Origin of the sequence: Mycetocola lacteus, from assembly GCF_003667575.1 — a bacterium.
GTDB lineage: Bacteria > Actinomycetota > Actinomycetes > Actinomycetales > Microbacteriaceae > Mycetocola > Mycetocola lacteus.
In genome coordinates this window covers 151,127-174,282 of sequence record NZ_RCUY01000009.1, presented here as the reverse complement: position 1 = coordinate 174,282, position 23,156 = coordinate 151,127, and the positions used below count along the sequence as shown (strand labels likewise).

General features: G+C 64.9%; 16 protein-coding genes. 8 read left to right on the top strand and 8 right to left on the bottom strand.

What is annotated here, in order from left to right:
- Positions 1–74 precede the first annotated feature (74 nt).
- Positions 75–1,499 carry a type I glutamate--ammonia ligase gene (gene glnA / locus D9V34_RS09970; protein WP_121688683.1) on the bottom strand — a complete coding sequence of 475 codons (1,425 nt, stop codon included), beginning with the start codon at positions 1,497–1,499 and terminating at the stop codon, positions 75–77.
- A gap of 139 nt (positions 1,500–1,638) precedes the next feature.
- On the opposite strand from glnA, the gene D9V34_RS09965 reads away from it, so the two are divergent.
- Entirely contained in the window at positions 1,639–2,076 is a 438-nt protein-coding gene (locus D9V34_RS09965) for an RDD family protein (RefSeq protein ID WP_121688682.1), read from the top strand.
- A gap of 120 nt (positions 2,077–2,196) precedes the next feature.
- Here D9V34_RS09965 and D9V34_RS09960 read toward each other — a convergent pair whose 3' ends face one another.
- From D9V34_RS09960 to D9V34_RS09945, 4 genes are all read right to left on the bottom strand, one after another.
- Positions 2,197–2,904, bottom strand: a complete 708-nt coding sequence (locus D9V34_RS09960) for a DUF4191 domain-containing protein (protein WP_030143601.1) — start codon at positions 2,902–2,904, stop codon at positions 2,197–2,199.
- Positions 2,905–3,015: 111 nt separating this feature from the next.
- Complete coding sequence (sucB, locus tag D9V34_RS09955; protein WP_121688681.1) at positions 3,016–4,413, bottom strand: 2-oxoglutarate dehydrogenase, E2 component, dihydrolipoamide succinyltransferase; 1,398 nt, start codon at positions 4,411–4,413, stop codon at positions 3,016–3,018.
- A gap of 51 nt (positions 4,414–4,464) precedes the next feature.
- Positions 4,465–5,838: a dihydrolipoyl dehydrogenase gene (gene lpdA / locus D9V34_RS09950; protein ID WP_030143599.1), complete on the bottom strand. Its 1,374-nt coding sequence runs from the start codon at positions 5,836–5,838 to the stop codon at positions 4,465–4,467.
- 92 nt (positions 5,839–5,930) lie between these two features.
- Positions 5,931–7,433, bottom strand: a complete 1,503-nt coding sequence (locus tag D9V34_RS09945; RefSeq protein WP_121688680.1) for a leucyl aminopeptidase — start codon at positions 7,431–7,433, stop codon at positions 5,931–5,933.
- Positions 7,434–7,563: 130 nt separating this feature from the next.
- Between D9V34_RS09945 and D9V34_RS09940 the strand changes: the two genes are divergently transcribed.
- The 5 genes from D9V34_RS09940 to D9V34_RS09920 all read left to right on the top strand — a co-directional run bounded on the left by D9V34_RS09940 (position 7,564) and on the right by D9V34_RS09920 (position 13,555).
- Complete coding sequence (locus D9V34_RS09940; protein ID WP_121688679.1) at positions 7,564–8,505, top strand: proteasome assembly chaperone family protein; 942 nt, start codon at positions 7,564–7,566, stop codon at positions 8,503–8,505.
- A gap of 179 nt (positions 8,506–8,684) precedes the next feature.
- Complete coding sequence (locus tag D9V34_RS09935; RefSeq protein WP_121688678.1) at positions 8,685–10,022, top strand: MFS transporter; 1,338 nt, start codon at positions 8,685–8,687, stop codon at positions 10,020–10,022.
- 299 nt (positions 10,023–10,321) lie between these two features.
- Positions 10,322–11,545, top strand: coding sequence for an RNA polymerase sigma factor (locus tag D9V34_RS09930; protein WP_030143595.1), 1,224 nt, complete (start codon positions 10,322–10,324; stop codon positions 11,543–11,545).
- Complete coding sequence (locus tag D9V34_RS09925) at positions 11,529–12,839, top strand: Mur ligase family protein (protein ID WP_147441676.1); 1,311 nt, start codon at positions 11,529–11,531, stop codon at positions 12,837–12,839. Before D9V34_RS09930 ends, D9V34_RS09925 begins: the two co-directional genes overlap by 17 nt.
- Complete coding sequence (locus D9V34_RS09920; protein ID WP_121688676.1) at positions 12,836–13,555, top strand: type 1 glutamine amidotransferase; 720 nt, start codon at positions 12,836–12,838, stop codon at positions 13,553–13,555. The genes D9V34_RS09925 and D9V34_RS09920 overlap by 4 nt, the downstream gene beginning before the upstream one ends.
- Before the next feature lie 175 nt (positions 13,556–13,730).
- Here D9V34_RS09920 and D9V34_RS09915 read toward each other — a convergent pair whose 3' ends face one another.
- Positions 13,731–13,955 carry a DUF7455 domain-containing protein gene (locus tag D9V34_RS09915; protein WP_030143592.1) on the bottom strand — a complete coding sequence of 75 codons (225 nt, stop codon included), beginning with the start codon at positions 13,953–13,955 and terminating at the stop codon, positions 13,731–13,733.
- Positions 13,956–14,128: 173 nt separating this feature from the next.
- Between D9V34_RS09915 and D9V34_RS09910 the strand changes: the two genes are divergently transcribed.
- Positions 14,129–16,210 (top strand): DNA gyrase/topoisomerase IV subunit B, encoded by a 2,082-nt coding sequence (locus tag D9V34_RS09910; RefSeq protein WP_121688675.1) that lies wholly within the window; start codon positions 14,129–14,131, stop codon positions 16,208–16,210.
- A gap of 136 nt (positions 16,211–16,346) precedes the next feature.
- Here the strand turns inward: D9V34_RS09910 and D9V34_RS09905 are convergent, their stop codons facing one another.
- Complete coding sequence (locus tag D9V34_RS09905; RefSeq protein WP_121688674.1) at positions 16,347–19,016, bottom strand: DNA gyrase/topoisomerase IV subunit A; 2,670 nt, start codon at positions 19,014–19,016, stop codon at positions 16,347–16,349.
- Positions 19,017–19,104: 88 nt separating this feature from the next.
- On the opposite strand from D9V34_RS09905, the gene D9V34_RS09900 reads away from it, so the two are divergent.
- Entirely contained in the window at positions 19,105–20,277 is a 1,173-nt protein-coding gene (locus D9V34_RS09900; RefSeq protein ID WP_245991991.1) for an alkaline phosphatase family protein, read from the top strand.
- A gap of 57 nt (positions 20,278–20,334) precedes the next feature.
- Here the strand turns inward: D9V34_RS09900 and D9V34_RS09895 are convergent, their stop codons facing one another.
- A complete protein-coding gene (locus D9V34_RS09895; RefSeq protein ID WP_183091941.1) occupies positions 20,335–22,815 on the bottom strand; it encodes an adenylyl cyclase in 2,481 nt (826 codons plus the stop codon).
- Positions 22,816–23,156 lie beyond the last annotated feature (341 nt).

Sequence of the window (23,156 nt, the reverse complement as noted above, 5' to 3'; positions counted from 1 at the left end):
CGAGGCCCTCGAGGAGCAAAACTCCCCGAGGGCCTCGGTGCTACTGAAGACGCTTTACACGCCTCGTACGGTCTTTACACGCCGTAGTACAGCTCGAACTCGTAGGGGTGCGGACGCAGTGCCAGCGCCTCGATTTCGACCTTACGCTTGTAGCCAATCCAGGTCTCGATGAGCTCCTGGGTGAACACGCCACCGGCGAGCAGGAAGTCGTGGTCCTCTTCCAGGGCGGACAGGGCAGCCTCGAGGTTCGCGGGAACCTGGGGGATCTCCTTGGCCTCCTCCGGGGGCAGCTCGTAGAGGTCCTTGTCCACCGGAGCCATCGGCTCGATGCGGTTCTTGATGCCGTCAAGGCCAGCCATCAGCTGAGCGGCGAAGGCCAGGTACGGGTTACCCGAGGCGTCGGGGGCGCGGAACTCGATGCGCTTGGCCTTGGGGTTGGTACCGGTGATCGGGATGCGGATCGCGGCCGAGCGGTTACCCGCCGAGTACACCAGGTTGACCGGTGCCTCGTAGCCCGGAACCAGACGCTTGTAGGAGTTCACGGTCGGGTTGGTGAAGGCCAGGACCGCACCGGCGTGCTTGAGCAGACCACCGATGTACCAGCGGGCGGTGTCGGACAGGCCGCCGTAGCCGTTCTCGTCGTAGAACAGCGGCTCACCGTTCAGCCACAGCGACTGGTGGGTGTGCATACCCGAACCGTTGTCACCGAAGATCGGCTTCGGCATGAAGGTTGCGGTCTTGCCCCACTGCTCGGCGGTGTTCTTGACGATGTACTTGAACTTCAGGATGTCATCGGCCGAGTGGACCATGGTGTCGAAGCGGTAGTTGATCTCGCCCTGACCGGCGGTTCCCACCTCGTGGTGTGAACGCTCGAGGATCAGGCCGGCGTCGATCAGCTTGAGGCAGATGTCGTCGCGCAGGTCGGCGTGCTTGTCAACGGGGCTGACGGGGAAGTATCCACCCTTATAACCGGTCTTGTTACCGAGGTTTCCGCCCTCCTCCTTGCGGCCGGTGTTCCAGGCGGCCTCGTCGGAGTCCAGCGAGTAGAACGAACCCTGCGGCTTCGACTCGTAACGAATGTCGTCGAAGATGTAGAACTCGGCCTCGGGAGCGAAGAAGGCGGTGTCGGCGATGCCGGTGGAGGCGAGGTAGTCCTCGGCCTTGCGGGCGATCTGACGCGGGTCCTTCGAGTAACGCTCGCCGTTACGCGGGTTGTAGATGTCGAACACCATGATCAGGGTGCGCTCCTTGCGGAACGGGTCGATGTAGGCGGTGGTGACGTCCGGGATCAGCTGCATGTCCGACTCGTGGATGTTTGCGAATCCGCGAATGGACGAACCGTCAAAGAGCTGGCCAATGGCGAAGAAGTCTTCGTCGACGGTCGCGGCCGGGATGTTAAAGTGCTGCTGGACACCGGGCAGGTCGGTGAAGCGAATGTCAACGAACTTAACGTCCGTTTCCTTGATAAACGCAAGCACCTCGGCGGAATCAGTAAACATTTTGTTTGAGCTCCAAAAATCTGTTCAGAGGGGGATGGCAGGGGGAACATCCTGCTCCGAGCGTACGCAGCAGTCATTTCCCGATGGTGTCACCCATGTTTCGGGCATGTTACGAGTCTACTCACCGTAAACTTGAGGTGTGTCAGGTGAAAAACGGCCCACCACCTTTGGTGAACTCGAACCCAGTAAGTATCCCGGCGAGCGGCTGGGGCTGCCCAATCAGGGCCCGCGCAGTATCGCGCGTGTCGGAAGACGCTTCGCCGCGCTCTGTATCGACTGGGCCATTGCCTCGGCGGTGCTGCTGCCCTTCGGCCTCCCGCTGGGCACGCTGTGGACCCACGTGGCGTTCGGCGTGTTGCAGATTATTTTCATTCCCACCCTCAGCGGTAGCCTCGGTCACCGCATCATGGGGCTGCACCTGGTGCGTCTGGGAGCGGGCGGCTGGATCGGATTCTGGAAGCCCGTGGTTCGCACCCTGCTGCTGATGCTCGTGGTGCCCGCCCTGGTCTGGGACTCGGACCAGCGAGGCTTCCACGACAAGGTTGCCGGAACCGTGCTGATCCGCACCCGCGCCTAGTTTCTCGAACGCCTCGGGCCGAGACCGCACACGCGGTCTCGGCCCCTTTGTTTCGTGGACCGCATCCCACACACAAAACCGCCCACCGGAAGCCGGTGGGCGGTTTTGTAACGAAGGGATTTAGCGGGCGCGCTGCGGGCGAACCTTGAAGGGGTCAACGCCCTTGGGGATCGGCAGGTTGTTTCCCAGCGAGGACAGACGGTTGTTCACCGCAATGACCTCGGGCTTGGTGAGGTTCTTCTTGACCTTGCGCAGGGTCTTGGGGACCTGGTGCAGCGGCACCGAGTCGGGGTCCGGGCCCACGAAGTAGGTGTTGATCGGCACGTTGGGGAGGATGCGGGCGACCTTGCGGCGCTCATCGTCCAGCAGGCGCTTGGTGCGCGACTGCGGGCCCTCGGCAACCAGAGCGATTCCGCCACGGCCCACGGCGCGGTACACGGCGTCCTGGGTGCGGGGGTTCACATGGATGGGCATCTCGTCGCCGCGCCATCCGCGGGGCAGCGAGCTACGGAAGATCGCGCCCACGGCGCCGGGCTGACCCTCGATCTGACCGTAGGCGGCGCGCTCGGCGCGGCGGCCCAGGATGATCATTGCGATCAGGATACCGGCGAACAGGCCGGCGATCAGCCAGAGAACAAGACCAAATACGCTGCCCGAGGCGAGCCAGAGGGCCATTGCCAGACCCACGACGATTCCGCCGATCAGGCCCAGAGCCATGTACCAAACGACACTCGAGTCGTAGCGGCGGGTCATCTGGAAGACCTGCCACATCTGCTTCAAGCGACCGGGTTCCTTCTGCGCCTTTGCGGGCTTTTCCTTACGTGCCATACTCCCAGGATACCGGTTGCCGAGGGCTTGTGTGTACGCCCAGAGCACATCCAACAACAAAGGCCGGGAACTCCGTTCGGAGTTCCCGGCCCAGGCGGGTTCTAACGTGGGTTAGATACCGAGGTTACCCTCGAAGTTCCCGGCCTCAAGGCGTGCCTTGATGGTGGTCAGGAAGCGAGCGGCGTCGGCACCGTCCACGATGCGGTGGTCGTAGGACAGGGCCAGGTAGACGCTCGAACGGATGGCGATCGAGTCCACGCCACCGTTGGAGATGACGGCGGGCTTCTTGAAGACCACGCCGGTACCGAGGATGGCGCTCTGCGGCAGGAAGACCACGGGAGTGTCGAACAGAGCCCCACGCGAACCGGTGTTGGTCAGCGTGAAGGTTCCGCCCGAGAGCTCGTCCGGGGTCAGCTTGTTGTCGCGGGTGCGAGCGGCCAGGTCACCGATCTCGGTGGCCAGGTCGGCGAGCGAGAGCTCACCGGCATCGCGCACGACCGGGGTCAGCAGACCACGCTCGGTGTCCACGGCGATCGAGATGTTCTCGGTGGCCGGGTACACGATGCTGTCGCCGTCTACGGTCGCGTTGATGATCGGGAACTGACGCAGCGCCTCGGCGGCGGCCAGGGCGAAGAACGGCAGGAAGGACAGCTTGGCGCCGGTCTTCTCCAGGAACTCACCCTTGAACTTGTCGCGGAGGATGGCGACGTTGGTGACGTCCACCTCAACCACGGTGGTCAGCTGGGCGGTCTGCTGTAGCGAGGCCACTGCACGCTCGGCCACAACCTTGCGCAGGCGGCTCATCTTGACGGTGGTGCCACGCAGCGGCGAGTTCTCCACGACCGGTGCTGCCGCGGCCGAAGCCGATGCTGCCGGTGCGGCGGTGCCCGCGTTGAGGACGTCTTCCTTGCGGATGCGTCCACCCACGCCGGTGCCCACGACGGTGTTCAGGTCGACACCCTGCTGCTGTGCGAGACGACGCACCAGCGGGGTGACATACCCGTTGCCACCGGCGTTTGCGGCCGGAGCGGCTGCCGGTGCGGCGGGTGCTGCTGCTGCCGGGGCAGCGGCGGGAACCGAGACCGGCTTCACGGCCGCGGTGGGCGGCGGTGCAACGGCCTGGGTCGGTGCCGGTGCGGCGGCAACCGGTGCCGGAGCGGCAGCGGGGGCCGGAGCAGCAGCCGGAGCCGGAGCAGCGGCGGGTGCCGGTGCAGCAGGTGCCTCGGCGGCGGGGGCGGCGGGTGCCTCAGCTGCCGGAGCCGCGGCGCCCGAGCCATCACCAATCTTTACCAGGACGGCGCCAACCTCGACGGTCTCGTCCTCTTCTACCAGGATCTCCTCAATAACGCCGGCAATCGGCGAGGGGATCTCGGTGTCTACCTTGTCGGTCGAAACCTCGAGCAGCGGCTCGTCGACCTCGACCTGATCGCCGACGTTTTTCAGCCAGCGGGTAACGGTGCCCTCGGTGACGCTTTCACCCAGAGCCGGCAGGACCACGGATTCACTCATGACCTTGTCTCCTTAAAACCTAAATTGTGTGTGCGGATGTATCGGTGCGTACTAAAGGGTGTGCAGCGGCTTGCCGGCGAGGTACAGGAACGCCTCGCCCAGTGCCTCGTTCTGCGTGGGGTGTGCGTGGATCAGCGGCGCGATGTCCTCCGGGTGTGCTTCCCAGTTGACAACGAGCTGTGCCTCACCGATCAGCTCACCCACGCGGGCGCCGATCATGTGCACGCCGACCACGGGGCCGTCGTTCACACGAACAACCTTGACGTTTCCGGCGGTGCCCAGGATCTCGCTCTTACCGTTACCGGCAAGGTTGTAGTCGTAGCTGGTGATCGCGTCGGCGCCGAACTTCTCCTTGGCCTTGGCCTCGGTGTAGCCGACCGAGGCGACCTCGGGCTCGCTGTAGGTGACCTTGGGGATGTTGACGTCCTCGATGATGACCGGGTTCAGACCGGCAATCTCCTCGGCGACAAAGATGCCCTGCTGGAAACCACGGTGGGCCAGCTGCAGACCCGGAACGATGTCACCGACGGCCCAGAGGTTGGGGATGTTCGTCTGCAGACGCTCGTTGGTGATCACGAAGCCGCGGTCGATGGTCACGCCGACCTCTTCGAAACCGAGGTTTGCGGTGGCGGGGCCACGGCCCACGGCCACCAGGAGGATCTCGGCCTCGATGGTCTTGCCGTCTTCCAGGGTGACCACAACGCCGTTCTCGTGCTGGGTGACGCTCTGGAAGCGGATGCCCAGCGAGTAGTTGATTCCGCGCTTGCGGAACGCACGCTCGAGGCCCTTGGAGATGGCCTCGTCCTCGTTGGGAACCAGGTGCGGCAGACCCTCAATGATGGTCACATCCGAACCGAAGGACTTCCACACGCTGGCGAACTCGACGCCGATCACGCCGCCGCCGAGGATCGCAACGGATCCCGGAACAAACGGAAGCTCAAGCGCCTGCTCGGAGGTCATTACGCGACCGCCGATCTCCAGACCCGGCAGCGAACGGCTGTAGGAACCGGTTGCCAGGATGACATCCTTACCCACGATGGTCTGGTCGCCCACCTGGACGGTGTTGGGGGCGACCAGGCGTCCCTCACCCTCGATGGTGGTGATCTTGCGTGCCTTCACCAGGCCCTGAAGTCCCTTGTACTTCTTGGCGATGATGTTCTCGCGGTAGGCGGTCACGCCGGCCATGTCCACACCGTTCAGGGTTGCGGAGATACCGAACTGAGCGGCCTCGCGGGTGACATCGGCAACCTCGGCCGCGTGCAGCAGCGCCTTGGTCGGGATGCAGCCGCGGTGCAGGCAGGTGCCACCCACCTTGTCCTTCTCAATCAGTGCTACCGAGAAGCCGAGCTCGCTTGCGCGCAGGGCTGCCGCGTAGCCTCCACTTCCACCGCCGAGCACGACGATGTCAAAATTCTGCTCCGTCACTGAGCTACTCCCTCATGAGTCTTGAATTGAGCTGTTTTTGCGAGACCATTGTGTGGCTCGCCTGGGTGGTAAAGGCCACCATAAGAACCTTACTACCTACGCGAATATTCTTCGGCAAGCGACAGCAGCAGACGCACGCCCGAGGCGGTTGCGCCGTTGCCGGTGAAGCCGTATGCGGAACCGCCATTATCGGCGGGTCCCGCGATATCCAGGTGTGCCCAGGGGATGGTGGTCTCCGGAGCGTCCGCGCGCGGGGTCGTGAACTCTTTCAGGAAGTGCGCAGCTACGAGCATGCCGCCGTTGCGGTTTCCGACATTGGCGTTCATGATGTCGGCCACGTTGGAGTTCAGGATGCCGCGCAGTTCGGCGGGCATCGGCATGGCCCAGGCGGGCTCACCCACGAGCTTGGAGTTGGCGATGACCGACTCGACCAGTTCGTCGTCGCCGAGCACACCCATGTAGCGGTCGCCCAGGGCAACCAGGGCGGCACCGGTCAGGGTGGCGATGTCGACGATCGCGTCGGGCTGCTCCTCGCCGGCGGCCACCAGACCGTCGGCCAGAACCAGGCGGCCCTCGGCGTCGGTGTTGGTGACCTCGACGGTGCGTCCACCACGGATGGTGATGACGTCTCCCGGGCGGATCGCCGAGCCCGAGGGCATGTTCTCGGCCAGGCACAGCCAGCCGGTGAGGCGTACGGGCAGGTTCAGCTCGGCGGCGGCGGTCAGGGTGCCCAGCACCGCGGCGGCGCCGGCCATGTCAAACTTCATACCCAGCATCGAGTTGGCGGGCTTCAGCGAGAGTCCACCGGTGTCGAAGGTGATGCCCTTGCCCACCAGTGCGAGGTGCTGGGTGGCGCCCTCGGGGGAGTAGCTGATCTTCAGCAGGCGCGGTCCGCGGGTCGAGCCCTGGCCGACGCCGCTCAGACCACCGAAGCCGTCGGTGGCGAGAGCTTCCTCGTCCCAGACGGTGAACTCGAGGGGCAGACCCTCGGCGGCCTGGGTGGCTGCGGTCACCATGCTGGCGGGGTACATGTCGTTGGCGGGGGTGTTCACCAGGTCCTTGACCAGCGAGACGGCCTCGGCCACGGCGGCGGCACGGGCGATGATCGCCAGGTGCTCGTCCTCGGTGCCGGTTCCGGTCTCGGTCAGCACGGTCACGGTCTCCACCGCGCTCTTCTGCTCGGCCTGGGTGGCGCCGCGGTAGTCCACAAACGAGTAGGTACCGAGTGCGGCACCCTCGGTCACGGCCGACAGCTCGGTCACGTCTGCAACCGGGAGCGCCAGGGCTACGTGCTCGACACCGGCCAGCTGACGGATCGCGGATCCGGCTGCCGAACGCAGACGATCGGTGGTGGGCTCGCCGCCCAGGCCAATCACGGCGAGGGTGTCGGCGATACCGGCCACGGCGGGCAGGCGGACCAGACGGTCGGCGGCACCCGAGATGCCCAGCGGGCCAACCAGCTCGGATACGGCCTCAAAGCCGGCCGGGGCGACCAGGGTGACGTTGTCGCCGGTTCCGTGGGCGGCGAGGACCAGAACGGTCGCGGCCGCGGAATCGGCGGGGGTGGTGGAGATATTAAGAACGGGAACGGTCATGCCTCCATGCTATGCCCATGTGTGGTCGAACCGCCCGTATGCGCGCGGGTTACATGCGTGTTCGCTGATGGCAAAGCGGGAGCGGCCAAAAACGGAGGATTGTTCCGGTTGTGAGCCCTAGAGTGGATCCATGGCTGACTCGGACCGACTTATTTCCCTCGATGTGAACCCCGCGGACATTCCCGCCGGGCTCGATTTAGTGGTGGCACTCACCGGATATTCGGATGCCGGTAGCGCGTCGGCGCAGTTCATCGACTTCGTTCGGGAAAACCTGGATTCCCGGGTTGTGGCCACCTTCGATAATGACGAACTGTTGGATTATCGCGCCCGTCGCCCGATCGCGACCTTCGACGAGGATCACCTCTCCGACTACGTGCCGCCGCGCCTGGAGCTGACCCTCGTCCACGATGAGCTCTCCCAGCCCTTCCTCTTCCTGAGTGGCTACGAGCCCGATTTTAGGTGGGAGGCGTTTGTGCGCTCCATTACCGGGCTGATCGACACCCTGGGCATCGCCCGCACCACCTGGCTGCACGCGGTGCCGATGCCGGTGCCGCACACCCGCCCGGTTCCGGTGACGGTGAGCGGTACCCGCGCCGACCTGATCGAGTCGTTGACCGTCTGGCGTCCGCAGACCCAGCTGCCCGCCAACGTCCTGCACCTGCTGGAGTATCGCCTGACCGAGCACGGCCTCGCCGTGGCGGGTCTCGCACTGCTCACCCCGCATTACCTCAGCGACACGCAGTACCCCGATGTCCTGATCGCGGCGATTGAGTACGTGGGCGCGGCCACCGGGCTGATCCTGCCCACCGATGGTCTGCGCGACCAGGCTCGTGAGTTTGTGGAGCGCCTGAACGAGCAGGTGGCCGGAAACGATGAGCTACGTCGCCTGGTGGCGACCCTCGAGGAGCGGCACGACTCCTATATGGAATCGAATATGCCCGCCTCGCCGTTTGTGGCGATGGATGGGTCGCTGCCCTCTGCGGATGAGATTGCCGCCGAGCTTGAGCGCTTCCTGGCCGGCCGTCCCGAGGGTGAGGACAACGGCGAAGACCTGCGCGATTCGGGGGAGTAGCTCGGCCGCTGAGGGATCATCGCCGGCTTCCGTGCTGCGGACGCCTGCCCGCGCCGCGCGGGCGTCTCGGGCCGGATGGCTGCCGCTCGGATGGGCGTGCAGCCACGGATCACAAGTGTGCAGTGAATACGATGGCGGGGCGGATCGAATCGTTGCGAGTGGCCCGATAAGCTGAATTGGTGAATACGCGCACCTCCTGGATTGTTTTTTGGATCGGTGCCCTGGCATACATGGTGGCCGTCCTGCAGCGCGCCACGATGGGTGTCGCCGGGGTTGCCGCCGTCGAGCGTTTTGATGCATCCGCCGCGGCATTTTCCACGCTCGCCGTCATGCAGCTGGTCATCTATGCGGCCATGCAGGTGCCGGTCGGTGTACTCATCGACCGCCTGGGGCCGCGCGTCCTGATCCTCTTCGGCCTGGGCCTACTCGCGGTAGGCCAGGTCATCCTGGCGATTGCTGATCAGCTCGGCATTGCGGTCCTCGGGCGCATCCTGGTGGGCGCGGGCGACGCGGCCATCTTCGTCTCGGTGCTGCGGTTGATTTCCTCCTGGTTTACCGGGAAGTGGGTTCCGCAGCTCTCGCAGTGGATTGGAAACATCGGCCAGCTGGGACAGGTCCTCTCGGCGCTTCCCTTTGCCTGGGTCCTCCACAAGTTTGGGTGGAGCCCGGCGTTCCTGAGTGCCGCCGCGCTCTGCGTCCTGGCCCTGGTGCTGGTTCTGGCGACCGTGCGTGATCGCCCGCGCGACGCCCCGGTTCCGCCGCCCGTGGGTACCTGGGGACAGTCCGTGCGCGAGCTCGGGATGGCGCTGCGCCGCCCGGGCACCCAGCTGGGATTCTGGTCGCACTTCACCACCCAGTCCCCGGGCACCGTGTTCTCGCTACTCTGGGGCATCCCCTTTATGGTTTACGGGCTCGGCTTCACCGAGGGTTTTGCGGCGGCGATGCTGCTCGTGGTGGTGGCCTCCGGTATCGCGATCGGTCCGATTCTGGGTCTGCTGAGTGCGCGCTACCCGTACCGGCGCAGCAACATCGTGCTGGGCCTGGTCTTCGCGATCGCTGTGGCCTGGGCCGCCGTGCTGCTCTGGCCCGGGACGCCGCCACTCTGGCTGGTCATCATCCTGCTGGTTGCGATGGGCGCCGGGGGACCGGGCTCGCTGATCGGCTTCGACTTTGCCCGCACCTATAACCCCTCGCGCGTACTCGGCTCGGCCAATGGGCTGGTCAACGTGGGCGGGTTCAGTGCGAGCTTTGTGATCATGTTCCTGATGGGAGTGATCCTGGACCTCGTAGGTGGCCACGGTGGCCCACCCGCCGAGGTGTACTCCCTGCACTCGTTCCGCTTTGCGATGATCGTCCAGTTTGTGGTGATCGCCTTCGGTGTGGTGATGCTGTTCCGGGCCCGTCGCCGCACCCGTTCGATTCTCTCCGAGGACGGAATCGAGGTCGGCCCAGTCTGGGTCGCGATGATTGCACGTTTGCGCCGCAAGGATGGTCGCGACGGTCATGACGCATCCTGACCTATCCCCAGTTTGGGAATAAAACCGCAGATCCTGCGGTTAAATTCACTGTTCCCCCGTCAAAAATGCCCGCCAATACCCCATGATTTGCCCGCTGCGCAAGGGGTCGTGGCAAAAAGACCTTCCAAAGCATGGCATAATGGAAGGAAGGACCCGTTCTTGACCGAGCGTGAAGTGGCTTAATTGCCGCGCATCACATTCGGACTTGACATGGGTCCTAGTAATGTCCGAAAACTATCGTGGATTGAGGATGGGTGGGGGATACCACGTACCCCTCCTCAAGACTGAAAGGTGCCTCCATGGCAACCAAGAAAGTGCAGGCTTCGGAAGCCACCGAAGCTGAAACTGTAGCGCCCGCAAAGGCGACTCGGAAAACACCAGTAAGGAAGGCCGCCGCGGCCGAACCGGCAAAGAAGCCGGCGACCAAGCGCGCCGCAAAGAAGGATGCGGTGGACGAGGTTCTCGACGCACCCGACATCGAGGAGGGCGCAGACGAGGAGGAAACCGACAAGAAGTCGGACATTCCCGAGAACCTGCCCCAGGACGCCCTGGTTCTGTCCTCGCAGAACGACGAGGATGAGGTTCCGGTCTACTCGGCAGCCATCACCGGTGCCACCGCCGACCCCGTCAAGGACTACCTCAAGCAGATCGGTAAGGTTGCGCTGCTGAACGCCGCCGAGGAGGTTGAGCTTGCGATGCGTATCGAGGCCGGCCTGTTCGCGGAGGACAAGCTCGCCAACGAGGCCGACGGCATGACCCCGCAGCTCAAGCGTGAGCTGATGTGGGTGGCCAAGGACGGTCAGCGGGCCAAGAGCCACCTGCTCGGTGCCAACCTCCGTCTGGTGGTGTCGCTGGCCAAGCGTTACACCGGTCGTGGGATGCAGTTCCTGGACCTGATCCAGGAGGGTAACCTCGGCCTGATCCGCGCGGTGGAGAAGTTCGACTACACCAAGGGATTCAAGTTCTCGACGTATGCCACCTGGTGGATTCGTCAGGCGATCACCCGCGCTATGGCCGACCAGGCTCGCACGATCCGTATCCCCGTGCACATGGTTGAGGTCATCAACAAGCTGGCCCGCGTGCAGCGCCAGATGCTGCAGGACCTGGGCCGCGAGCCCACCCCCGAGGAGCTGTCGAAGGAACTCGACATGACCCCGGAGAAGGTCATCGAGGTGCAGAAGTACGGCCGCGAGCCCATCTCGCTGCACACCCCGCTGGGTGAGGATGGTGACAGCGAGTTCGGTGACCTCATCGAGGACACCGAGGCCGTGGTTCCCGCCGACGCCGTGGGCTTCACCATGCTGCAGAAGCAGCTGGAATCGCTGCTGGACTCGCTCTCCGAGCGTGAGGCCGGCGTGATCCGGATGCGCTTCGGCCTGGGTGATGGCATGCCCAAGACCCTGGATCAGATCGGTGACACCTTCGGGGTGACCCGTGAGCGGATCCGTCAGATCGAGTCGAAGACTATGGCCAAGCTGCGCCACCCGTCCCGCTCGCAGTCGCTGCGTGACTACCTTGAGTAAGCCGGGCGGCGTGAAGTACGTCCTGCCGATCCTCGCCGGACGGGCCGCGCGTTTCGCGACCCGTCTGCGCGGGGGCGGCAGCGCCCTGCCGGGAGTGGTTGTCCAGAAGCTCGCCCCCAACGTCATGCGTGACGTGGCGGCAGGCCTCCCGCACGGCGTGGTGTTCATCCTGGGTTCCAACGGGAAGTCCACCACCACCAACATCATGACCGACGTTGTGCGTGCACACGGCCTCAAGGTGTTCACCAACCCCAGTGGTGCCAACATGCCTCAGGGCATCGCCTCGGCACTGCTCAAGGAGACCTCGCTGACCGGTCGCCTGGACGCGGATATTGCGATCCTGGAGATTGATGAGGGCTACGGTGTGGTGATTGCCGAGCAGCTGCGTCCGCGCGCCGCGGTGATCCTCAACCTGCTGGTTGACCAGATCTACCGTTTCGGTGAGCCCGACCGGGTCGCGACCATGTTCCGCAACATCGCTCACGCGGTGGACGGCTACGTGGCGCTGAACCGTGACGACAACTTCCTGGCCAAGCTCGGTACCGAGCTGGAGCAGGGTGGCAAGCACCGGGTGGAGTACTTCGGTTCGACCCCCGAGGCTCTGGCTTCTGCTCCGCACGGTCAGGCTTCGGCCCGGGACTACTCGGAGATCGAGGCGTCGGCTAACGGCGCGCACCCGGTCGCCGAAGTGGTTTCGGCCGCCGGTAACGAGGCGGTCATCCGTTTCGCCGGCACCGACTACCCGATCACCATGCCGAGCCGCGGACTGCACTATGCGGTCGACGTGGCCGCCACGCTGACCCTCGCCGCGCACACCCTGGGTGAGCGCTTCGACGTCAATATCGCGCTGAAGGCCGTTCAGGCCGGTAAGACCGTGTACGGTCGCGGCGAGATCATGACCGTGGGTGACCGCGAGGTTGAGATCCTGATGCTCAAGAACCTGGCGTCGCTGCAGCTGAACCTGGACTCGCTCACCTATGAGCCGGACTCGGTGCTGTTTGCCTACGATGAGTCGTCCTACGACCCCTCCTGGCTCTACAACGCCGATCTGTCCAAGATCAAGCACGTGGATGTCATCTCGGGCCCCAAGGGTGCGTTTGTCGCGACCCGACTGGCCTATGAGGGCAAGACCTTTGACCGGATCATCCCGGACGTGACCGAGGCCGTGCAGGCAGTGCTTGACGGGCCGCGCCCGGCGAGCGGACGCCACACGTTCTTCCTCGACTACGACCAGATGATGGCAACCCGGAAGTACCTGGGTTATAAGGACCTGGAAGCAGGTGCGGCCTCGTGACCGTCTCCATTCTTGAACTCTTCTCCAACGACCTGGCCCTGAACGGGGACACCGGCAACCGGCGTGCGCTCGCGCACCGTCTGGAGCTCGCCGGTATCGAGGTCGAGCAGCGCACCTACAACCCGGGGGACACCCTGGGTATCCTCCCCGACATCGTCGTGGTGGGGACCGGATCCTCGAGTGCACAGCGTGCCCTCGCCCCGGAGTTTGCGCAGATCGCCGAGCAGCTGCGCGAGTGGGCGAAGGCGGGTGTGGTCTTCCTGGCCGCCGGTGCCGGGTTCCACCTGCTGGGCAAGACGATCAAGCTCGATTCGAATACCGTGATCGAGGGTGCCGGGGTCTTTGACGTGACCGTGGATGCTACCGCGGCGCGGATCGTGACCGAGGCGTTTGGTATCGATGGGCAGTTTGGTCTGCTGATCGGTACCGAAAACCACTCGGCCGTGACCACGCTTGCCCAGGGCATGGCGCCGATCGGTGCGGTGCGCAACGGCTTCGGTAACGGTGACGGCCTGGAGGGCGCGGTTGTGGGCAATGCCTATGGCACACACCTGCACGGCCCGGCGCTGGTCCTGAACCCGGTGTTTGCCGATCACCTGATCAGCCTGGCCGTGGCCCGCACCGGAGACACCTACATCAAGAACGACAAGCACGATGAGCTGGATCAGACCATCGATCTCGCCCGCGAGATCCTGATTGGCAAGCTTCCCCGCTAAGCCGTTCAACCACTCAAACACCCCGCCCGAACCTCGGTTCAGGCGGGGTGTTTTTGTTGGTGGATGGTGTCCGCACACCAAAACGTCGCCGTCCGGTTTCCCGGACGGCGACGCGTGGTTTGGGGACTCGCCGCTCTCGCGCTGTATCAGCAGCGCCGGCGAGTGTGGGCGAGCCTTAGGCGCGAGCCTCGCTGAGGCGGGCGCTCTCGTCGTGCCAGTTCGAGGCGACGGCGGCAAGCTTCTCCTGGTACTTCTTACCGTGGTGAGCGCAGAACATGAGCTCGCCATTGGCAAGGGTTACCCGGACGTAGGCCTGTGCACCGCAGCTGTCGCAACGGTCGGCCGCGGTCAGTGCCGGGGCGTCCACCACGCTCGGAGCGCTTTCGGTGATCTGTGTCATGTTTTCCTCCTGACCGGTGAGGAGGCCAATCGTTCGGCCTCACGTCTTATCCAACCACGTCCGGGGGCAATTTCATTCCGTTCCGGGGCAATTTCGCTAGGCGCGTACGCTCAGGCCGTTCACAACGTGTCGGTGGCAAGCGATGTCGGGGGTTTTCGGTAGAATTTATCCCTGTGACCACTGAATACTCCGCGCGCCACCTCTCCGTCCTCGAGGGCCTTGAGGCGGTGCGGAAGCGACCCGGTATGTACATCGGGTCCACCGACTCCCGCGGCCTCATGCACTGCCTCTGGGAGATCATCGACAACTCGGTGGATGAGGCGCTAGCGGGCTTCGGAACCAAGATCAACATCCTGCTGCACCACGACGGTTCGGTCGAGGTGCGTGACACCGCGCGTGGTATCCCGGTGGACATCGAGCCCAAGACCGGGCTGAGCGGTGTCGAGGTGGTCTTCACCAAGCTGCACGCCGGCGGAAAGTTTGGCTCGGGCTCCTATGCGGCCTCGGGTGGTCTGCATGGTGTGGGTGCCTCGGTGGTCAACGCGCTGAGTGCCCGCCTCGACGTCGAAGTGGATCGCGGCGGCAAGACCTGGCTGATGTCCTTCAAGCGTGGTGTACCCGGCGTCTTCGAGGACACCGGCGCGCCCACCCCCGATGCCCCCTTCACCCCGTTCACCGAGTTTGGTGAGCCGGCGCTGCGGCCCATCGGCAAGGTCGCCAAGGCCAAGACCGGTACCCGCGTGCGCTACTGGGCCGACCCGCAGATCTTCACCAAGGGTGCCAACTTCCAGATGGACGACCTGATTGGTCGCGCCAAGCAGACGGCGTTCCTGATCCCCGGCCTCGGTATCGCCATCGAGGACTCCCGCGGCGAGGAGACCGAATCACACGCCTTCGAGTTTGACGGCGGCATCTCCGAGTTTGTGGATCACCTGGCCCCGGATGCGGCGATCACCGATGTGTGGCGCCTGACCGGAACCTCGACCTTCACCGAGACCGTGCCCGTACTCACCGACGGTGGCGCGATGGTGCCCACCGAGGTGGAGCGTGAGTGCACCGTGGATATCGCTCTGCGCTGGGGCACCGGCTATGAGACGGTGATGCGCAGCTTTGTGAACATCATCGCGACCCCCAAGGGCGGCTCCCACCAGACCGGTTTTGACCAGGGGCTGCTGCGCTTCCTACGCGCCCAGGTCGAGGCCAACGCGCGTCGACTGAAGGCCGGAAACGACAAGCTGGATAAGGACGACGTCCTGGCCGGGCTGACCGCGGTCCTAACCGTGCGTCTGGCCGAGCCGCAGTTTGAGGGTCAGACCAAGGAGATCCTGGGTACCCCCGCGGTGCGGGCGATCGTTGCCTCGGTGGTCTCCGGACAGCTCAAGGAACGCTTCGCCTCGACCAAGCGGGACGACAAGACCCAGACCGCCCTGGTGCTGGACAAGGTTGTCGCCGAGATGAAGTCGCGCATTTCCGCGCGCACCCACAAGGAAACCCAGCGTCGTAAGAACGCGCTGGAGTCCTCATCGCTGCCCGCGAAACTGGTGGATTGCCGCAGCAACGATGTGGAAACCTCCGAGCTGTTCATCGTCGAGGGTGACTCGGCGCTGGGTACCGCGAAGAATGCTCGCGACAGCGAGCACCAGGCGCTGCTGCCGATCCGAGGCAAGATCCTCAACGTTCAGAAATCCTCGGTGTCCGACATGCTTTCCAACGCCGAGTGTGCGGCGATCATTCAGGTGATCGGTGCCGGATCGGGCCGCAGCTTTGATCTGGACGCCGCCCGCTATGGCAAGGTCATCATCATGAGCGATGCCGATGTGGACGGTGCGCACATTCGTACCCTGCTGCTCACCCTGTTCTTCCGCTACATGCGGCCGATGATCGATGCGGGCCGGGTCTACGCGGCGGTGCCCCCGCTGCACCGGGTGGTGCAGATCAACCCGGGCTCCAAGCCCAATGAGACGATCTACACGTACTCCGAGCAGGAACTGCACGACCTGCTGGCCGAGTTCAAGGCCACCGGAAAGCGCTACCAGGATCCGCAGCGGTACAAGGGTCTGGGCGAGATGGATGCCGACCAGCTGGCCGAAACCACGATGGAACGCTCGGGACGAACCCTGCGCCGCGTACGCATGGGCGACGCCGAGCGGGCCTCCAAGGTTTTTGAGCTGCTGATGGGAAGCGACGTGGCGCCGCGTAAGGACTTCATCGTGGAGCACTCGGCGGATCTCAGCCGCGAACGCATCGACGTCTAATCTGCTCCCGCGTATGCCGGATCGCCACGGTGCGTGCTAACCCGCCGGGGCACACCACGTCACCTTGGCGCACCAAATCATAAAAGGGGCCCGGTCTCACTCATCTGAGTGAGACCGGGCCCCTTTATCGTGGAACCTATTCCAGATCGAGGTCCAGGGTGACGGTGTCGGCGGGTTCCACCGAGAGCACGCCGTCGGTGTCAAAGCCGAGGGGCTGGGCCGGGGTGGCCGAGGCGCGGGCGGGGATCCGGATCACGTCGCCATCCTCGAACGAGGGGGCATCCAGGGGACCATCCTGCGGGGCGTCGGCGTCGGGCGCGGCGGCGGAGCCGGAGCCGGTGTCGGGCTGGATCGCCCGTCCCAGATAGGTCACCACCTGCTCAAGCGCGGCACCCGAGGCGTCGCGGCGGCCCACCGGCTCGGGCAGCGGACGCGCCGAGCCCTCGACCGAGAGGGCACGCACGGGACCAGGTCCCACCCAGGCGCGTTCGAGGTGAGACTCACCCTTGAGGAACGCGTGGGCCCGGACACCACCGGTCGCACGACCCTTGGCCGGGAAATCGGCAAACGTCGAGGTCTTGGCTCGGCCCGGATCGGTGCCGGGGATCGTGCCCTCGGCCACCGAAATCGTGGTCACCATAATCTCCTCGGCATGCGGTGCCGCGCCAAAGAACAGCACGCGCGCGCTCCCCACCAGTGCGACGCCGGCCATACCACCCGCCGGAGCACCCTGCGGGCGCACCGAGGAGGCGACAAAGTGCAGGAGCTTGGCGTCCGAGGTGACAAAAATCAGTTCATCGGTTTCGGCCGGCTGGCTGACCCCGACAACCTCGTCGCCGGGCTTCAGCGCGATCACCTCGAACTCGGGCTTATTCGGCCAGGCGTTCGCGGTCACCCGCTTGACCACACCCTGCGCGGTACCCAGCGCGACCGGGCGATCGCTGCCCAGATCGACCAGGGCCAGCACTCGCTCCTTCTTATTGGTCAGCGCGATGTAATCGGAGATCTTCACACCCGCGGCCAGATGGATCGATGCGGCGGGCACGGCCGGGAGGTCGATGGGGGAGAAGCGGATCAGGCGACCCAGGTTGGTGACCGCACCGATCTCGGTGCGTGAGGTGGTCTCCAGCACCGAGGCAATCGCGTCGTGCTTGGCGCGGCGCGGCGGCGCGGTAATCGTGACCTCCTCGCCCGCCGGGCGGTCCACCCGCAGCGCGCGGCCGGTGGCACTCAGGAAGATGGTGCAGGCCACATCGGCGACCTCAAGAACAACACCGGCCTTCTTGCGTGCGGATCCGGCGATGCTCGGGGCAGCCTCGGTCAGCATGGTGCGACGCGGGGTCCCGAACTTCTCGGCCACGGCCTCAAGCTCCTTGGACACCTGGGTGCGGATCCGGCGGGTGCTGCTCAGCAGCTTCTCCAGCTCGGCGATCTGTGCCTGCAGCTCATCCCGCTCGGTTTCCAGCTCCATCCGCGAGAACTTGGTCAGGCGACGCAGACGCAGCTCGAGAATGTACTCGGCCTGCACCTTGGAGAGGTCAAACACCTCCTGAAGCTTCTTGCGGGCAATCTCCGAGTCATCGCTGGCGCGGATGACCTGGATGACCTCGTCGATATCGACGATCGCGATCAGGAGTCCCAGCACCAGGTGCAGGCGTTCCTTGCGCCGGGCCAGGCGGTACTTGGAGCGGCGGGTGACCACCTGAATGCGGTGATCCACGTAGACCTGCAGCAGTTCTCGCAGACCCAGGGTCCGCGGCCCGCCATCCACCAGGGCGACGTTGTTGATGCTGAAGCCGTCCTCCAGCGGGGTGAATCGGTAGAGCTGTTCCAGCACGGCCTCGGGGCTGAAGCCGGTCTTGATCCCGATGACCAGGCGCAGACCGTTGGTCCGGTCGGTGAGGTCGGTGACGTCCGAGATGCCCGAAAGCTTCTTGTTGTTGACGCCGTCCTTGATCTTCTCGATCACCCGCTCGGGGCCCACCAGATAGGGCAGCTCGGTAACCACCAGGCCCTTTTTGCGCGGGGTCAGGTTTTCGACCGTGACCTTGGCGCGGGTTTTGAACGCGCCACGACCGGTTGCGTAGGCATCCTTGATGCCGGCAAGACCCACGATCGTTCCGCCGGTGGGCAGGTCGGGGCCGGGCACGTACGCCATCAGCTCCTCGAGGGTAGCCTTGGGCTTTTCCAGCAGGAAGCGCGCGGCGCCCACAACCTCGATCAGGTTGTGCGGGGCCATGTTGGTGGCCATACCCACGGCGATACCGCTGCCGCCGTTGACCAGGAGGTTCGGATAGGCCGCGGGGAGAACATCGGGCTGCATGAGGGCGCCGTCATAGTTGGGGATGAAGTCCACGACGTCCTCGTCGAGATTTTCGGTCATCGCCAGCGCGGTCGCGTCCAGGCGCGCCTCGGTGTAACGCGGAGCCGCGGGGCCATCATCCAGCGATCCGAAGTTTCCGTGGCCGTCGATCAGCGGCAGGCGCATCGTGAACGGCTGGGCCAGGCGCACCAGAGCATCGTAAATGGGGGCGTCACCGTGCGGGTGCAGCTTACCCATGACCTCGCCCACCACGCGGGCGGACTTCACATGGTTGCGGTCGGGGCGCAGACCCATGTCGGCCATTTGGTACAGGATGCGGCGCTGCACCGGCTTGAGTCCGTCGCGCGCATCCGGGAGCGCGCGCGAGTAGATGACCGAGTAGGCGTACTCCAGGAAGGAGCCCTCCATCTCATCGGTCACATCAACATCGAGGATGCGTTCGGCGGGGGCAGCGCTGGTGGAAGCGGAGTCTTTTCGGGTCATTCCATAGTTTCGGATGGCCGCGCGAGGAGAACGGCGCGAGGGCGGATGGGAGCCGGGTAACCATGCCTTCTATGGCACACTTAACCCGATGCCTTCAATGTTACCGACACGCACCGACGTTTCCCGCAGCCAAGCCGATATCCTGCCGAATCTTGTCGCCACTCTGCACCCCGAAACGGGCCTGCCGACGCCCGCGGCGATGCCCGGTGTGCCCCTCGGTCCGGTCCAGTCGGCCATCCTGATCGTGGTAGATGGACTGGGTGCGCAGCAGCTGCGTGCGGCCAAGCCCTATGCGCGCTTTTTGACGGCTCAGAAGTTTCCCACCCTGCAATCGGTGTTCCCCAGCACCACCGCGGCTAGCCTCACCGCGATCATGACCGGTGCCTGGCCCGGGGAGCACGGCGTGGTCGGGTATGAGATGCGCGATGCTCAACACAATCGCATCGTTAACGGACTCACCGGCTGGGATGAGCGGATGGTTCCCGAAACCTGGCAGCTCCGCGAGCCGCTCTTTGAACACGCCGGCCGGCTGGGTCTGCGTCCCTTCGCCGTGGGCACCGGGAAGTATGCCACCAGCGGCATGACCCGGGCAATCCTGCGCGGTGCCACCTATGTTCCCGCGGACCGCATCGCCGAGCGCTTCGAACAGGCGGTTAAACTCGCCGAAACCCCCGGGGCACTGGTGTACCTCTATGTCCCTGAGCTTGATCAGATCGCCCACCGGTTCGGCGTGGCCGATGAGCGCTGGCTGGCCGCGCTCGAGGATCTCGACGCCGAGGTTCGCAAGCTGCATGCGCGTGTGGGGTCCGGCGTGGGCATCGCCCTGAGCGCCGACCACGGCATCGTGGATGTCCCCGACTATGCGCACGTCCTCTTTGATCAGGATCCCGACCTGGTGGCCGGGATCGGCCTGATCGGCGGGGAGCCTCGGATGCGGCACCTCTACTTTGACGCGGGTGTTTCCCCCGAGCGACGGGCTGCGACCCTCGGTGCCTGGCAGGAGAGCGAAGGGGAGCGCGCCTGGGTGCTCTCCCGGGAGGAGGCGATCGCGGCGGGCCTGTTTGGCACGGTGATACCCGAGGTCGCACCCCGGATTGGCGACATTCTGGTGGCCGCACGCAAGCGCATCGCCTACTACGATTCGCGACCGACGGATCAGAGTTCGCGGCGAATGGTGGGCCAGCACGGTTCCCTCACCGAGGACGAGGTGCTGGTGCCGTGGATTACCCTCGGGGCCTGGGCCCCGCCGGGCCGCGGCTAGCGGCCGCGCTCCGGATGCCCAGGACGTGCGTCCTGGGCATCCGGAGGATCCGTTGAACTAGCCTCGCTGAGCCCGCGCGCGACGCACGGCACCGAGGGCGATACCCGCGGCCATCAGCAGCAGCGCGATGATCGCGCCCGCCTGACCGGCGGCACCGGTCTGGGGGAGACCTCCGCCCGGCTGAGCGCCCGGCGCGGCGATCACGCCGGGGGTTGCGGCGCCGCCGTCACCCGGGGTGACCGGGGTCGGGGTAACCGAGGGGGTGCCGGGGTCCGGAGTCTCCGCATCTACGGCAACCTGAACCTTTCCGGACCAGCTGGCGCTGGCCGAGATGTTTCCGGCGGCATCCACCGCGCGCACCTCGACGCTGTGGTCACCGTTCCCCAGCACGATCGGACCCTCGGCACGAATCCACTCGGTGTCGTCCTCGACAGGGACCTCATCCTGGGCAGCGTCCTCGGTCGGGACGGCGGCGGCCAGGGCCACCGACTCGACCCGGGCGGCCGGTTTGGTTGCAACGGTTCCTGCGGACAGGAAGCGGTACTCGACCCGGGGTGCCGGAAGGAAGTCATCCGAGGCCGTCACCGTGAGGGTGACCTTCTTGGTGTAGAAACCGTTGGGGCCCGGCGCCGCGGGGTCCGCGGTGATCGAGACGGTCGGGGCACTGCGATCCACGCCGGGGTAGGACACCACCTGCGCGGTCATGGTGGCAGGGGAACCACCCTTGACCTGGGCACCGGTGCCGTTGATGACGTGGTTGATACCGCCGGTACCGTTGAGGAACACCGAGGTCAGCGACTCGAAGCGCACGTTGGCGTTCTGCGGTGCCTGAACACCACTCTCGGCGTACACGTGGTTGCCGTTGTTCCGGGTGTCATCGAAGAACGAGTACACACCCATACCCTGCGCCAGGTGGCTGGTCACGGTGTCGGCCACCCGGTAGGAGGAGTATCCCAGCCGGGTGCCGTCCATGTAGTCGGCCTGGGTGGGCGGATCGTAGGGGAGTTCACTCTGGTAGAAAATGGTGCGGCCATTGTTGCCGTTCCAGATCACCTGGTTCTTGCCGTAGTGCTCCACAAACAGTCCGGTCGCGGTCACGTTATCCGCATTGACCACCACGCCGTGGTCGCCCACGTTGGTGTGCCAGTCAACACCGTCACCGTGGTCGGCACGCCAGGCCCAGATGTGGTCGAGGAGGGTGTTCGGGGTGTTGACCTCGATCGAGGTGGTCGCGTTTCCGGCCCAGGGGCCACCCACACGGATGAAGACGTCGGACAGGGTGGTGGGGTTCGCCACCTCGGCGGCGGTGGCACCCCGGGGGCCCACCTGAACCAGCACGTCGGAATTCTTGGTGTGTGCGTCCACGGTGATTCCCGCGAGCTTCACGCCGGGAACGTCGGCAATCTCGATGGCCGCGGTGCCGTTGTTCGGTACCAGCGATGCGTAACCGAGACCCAGGACCACGGTGTTGGCCCGGGTGACCTTGATCGGGGCGTTCAGGTAGTACACCTCGGGGGTCAGCAGGAGGTTTTTGCCGGAGGCGAGGGCTGCGTTGATGGATGCGGCCGTGTCGCCAGCCTTAGCGATGTAGAAGTCACTAATCGGCAGGGACTGTCCGGCCGACGCATCGGTGGACCAGTTGGCGCCGGTGGAGTTCGTGTGGGCCTTGGGGACAAAGACCTTGAAGTTGTTGCCGTCCTTGTACAGGAACGGAATCTCGCGGGAAACCGGGGTCTTATCGACGTTGGTGGTCACGCCGACGCCGCCGGCGCGGGGCTGGCCAAAGTCGGTGGCCGGGGCGTTGGTGACCCCGGAGAACACGTTGTTCCAAACGCCACCCTCCCAGGTTCCCACCTCGGAGTTTCGAGTGAACCACTGCTGCTGGGATCCGGTAACGATCTGACCGTCGACCTTGCTGTCGGCTAGGTAGCCGCCGCTGGCATACTCGCCCACGCGGCCAAACACCGTCAGGTCACCCTTGATGTGAATGCGTCGGAGCGGTGCCGCCTGCGAGACCGCAAAGCGCATCTGGTGCGGGGCCGTGATTCCGCTGGGGAAGGGGCGGGTCGCATCCACTCCGACCGGTTGCTGAATCGGGTTGAACGCCAGGTTGCTCATCGACCGCCAGAACTTGGTGAGCGAGCCCGGCTGCTGGCAGTCCCAGGGGTTCGCCTCGCACACTCGCTCGGGCTCGACGTGAATCGCCCCGTTGATGAGCACATCGTCGGGGGAGGCCCCGAGCCCGGAGACCGACTGGTAGTAGCCGAGTTCCGAGTTGATGATGTTGGTCGCGGCCAGGGGGTTGTCGGCGTTGTTGTTCACGCCGTAGGTGCCGGGGGCGAAGAAGAACTGGTGGCGCTTGAGGCTGAATTCTCCCTCGTGGGAGGCGGCCTGAAGAGCGGAGTTAATCGCGTCCACACTCCAGTTTTCGTCAAAGATCGTGACGTTGGGACCAAAGAGTGGATCGGCACCGTGCGCGGCGGGTGCCGTGACGATCGTTCCGGCCGCTGCCAACGCAAGAATCGCGGCGGCCGACACGGCTAAATTTGGCCCATTTTTTTCACGCAATAATTTGGATCGCATGTGTTCTCCCTTGAACAAATGTGAGGGGCGTTTCATCGACTTCGGCGTCGACAGGTGCAGGCTAGCGATTTACTTACTTACCTGTCAACAAGTAAATTTCCACCCGATTCGAAAACCTTGGAATTCCGCGGAATATCGGGCTATTTTCGTATATTCATCCCGGTTTACAAACTGGCTGATTTGGCGAAATTGCGGGATGACCACGATCGTCTGAAGGCGCCGCGGGAGGCGTCGAGGCGGCTCGTTCTTGAGTCGATTAGGCGGCCCAAAATTGACGCACGGGGAGAGGGTAATGC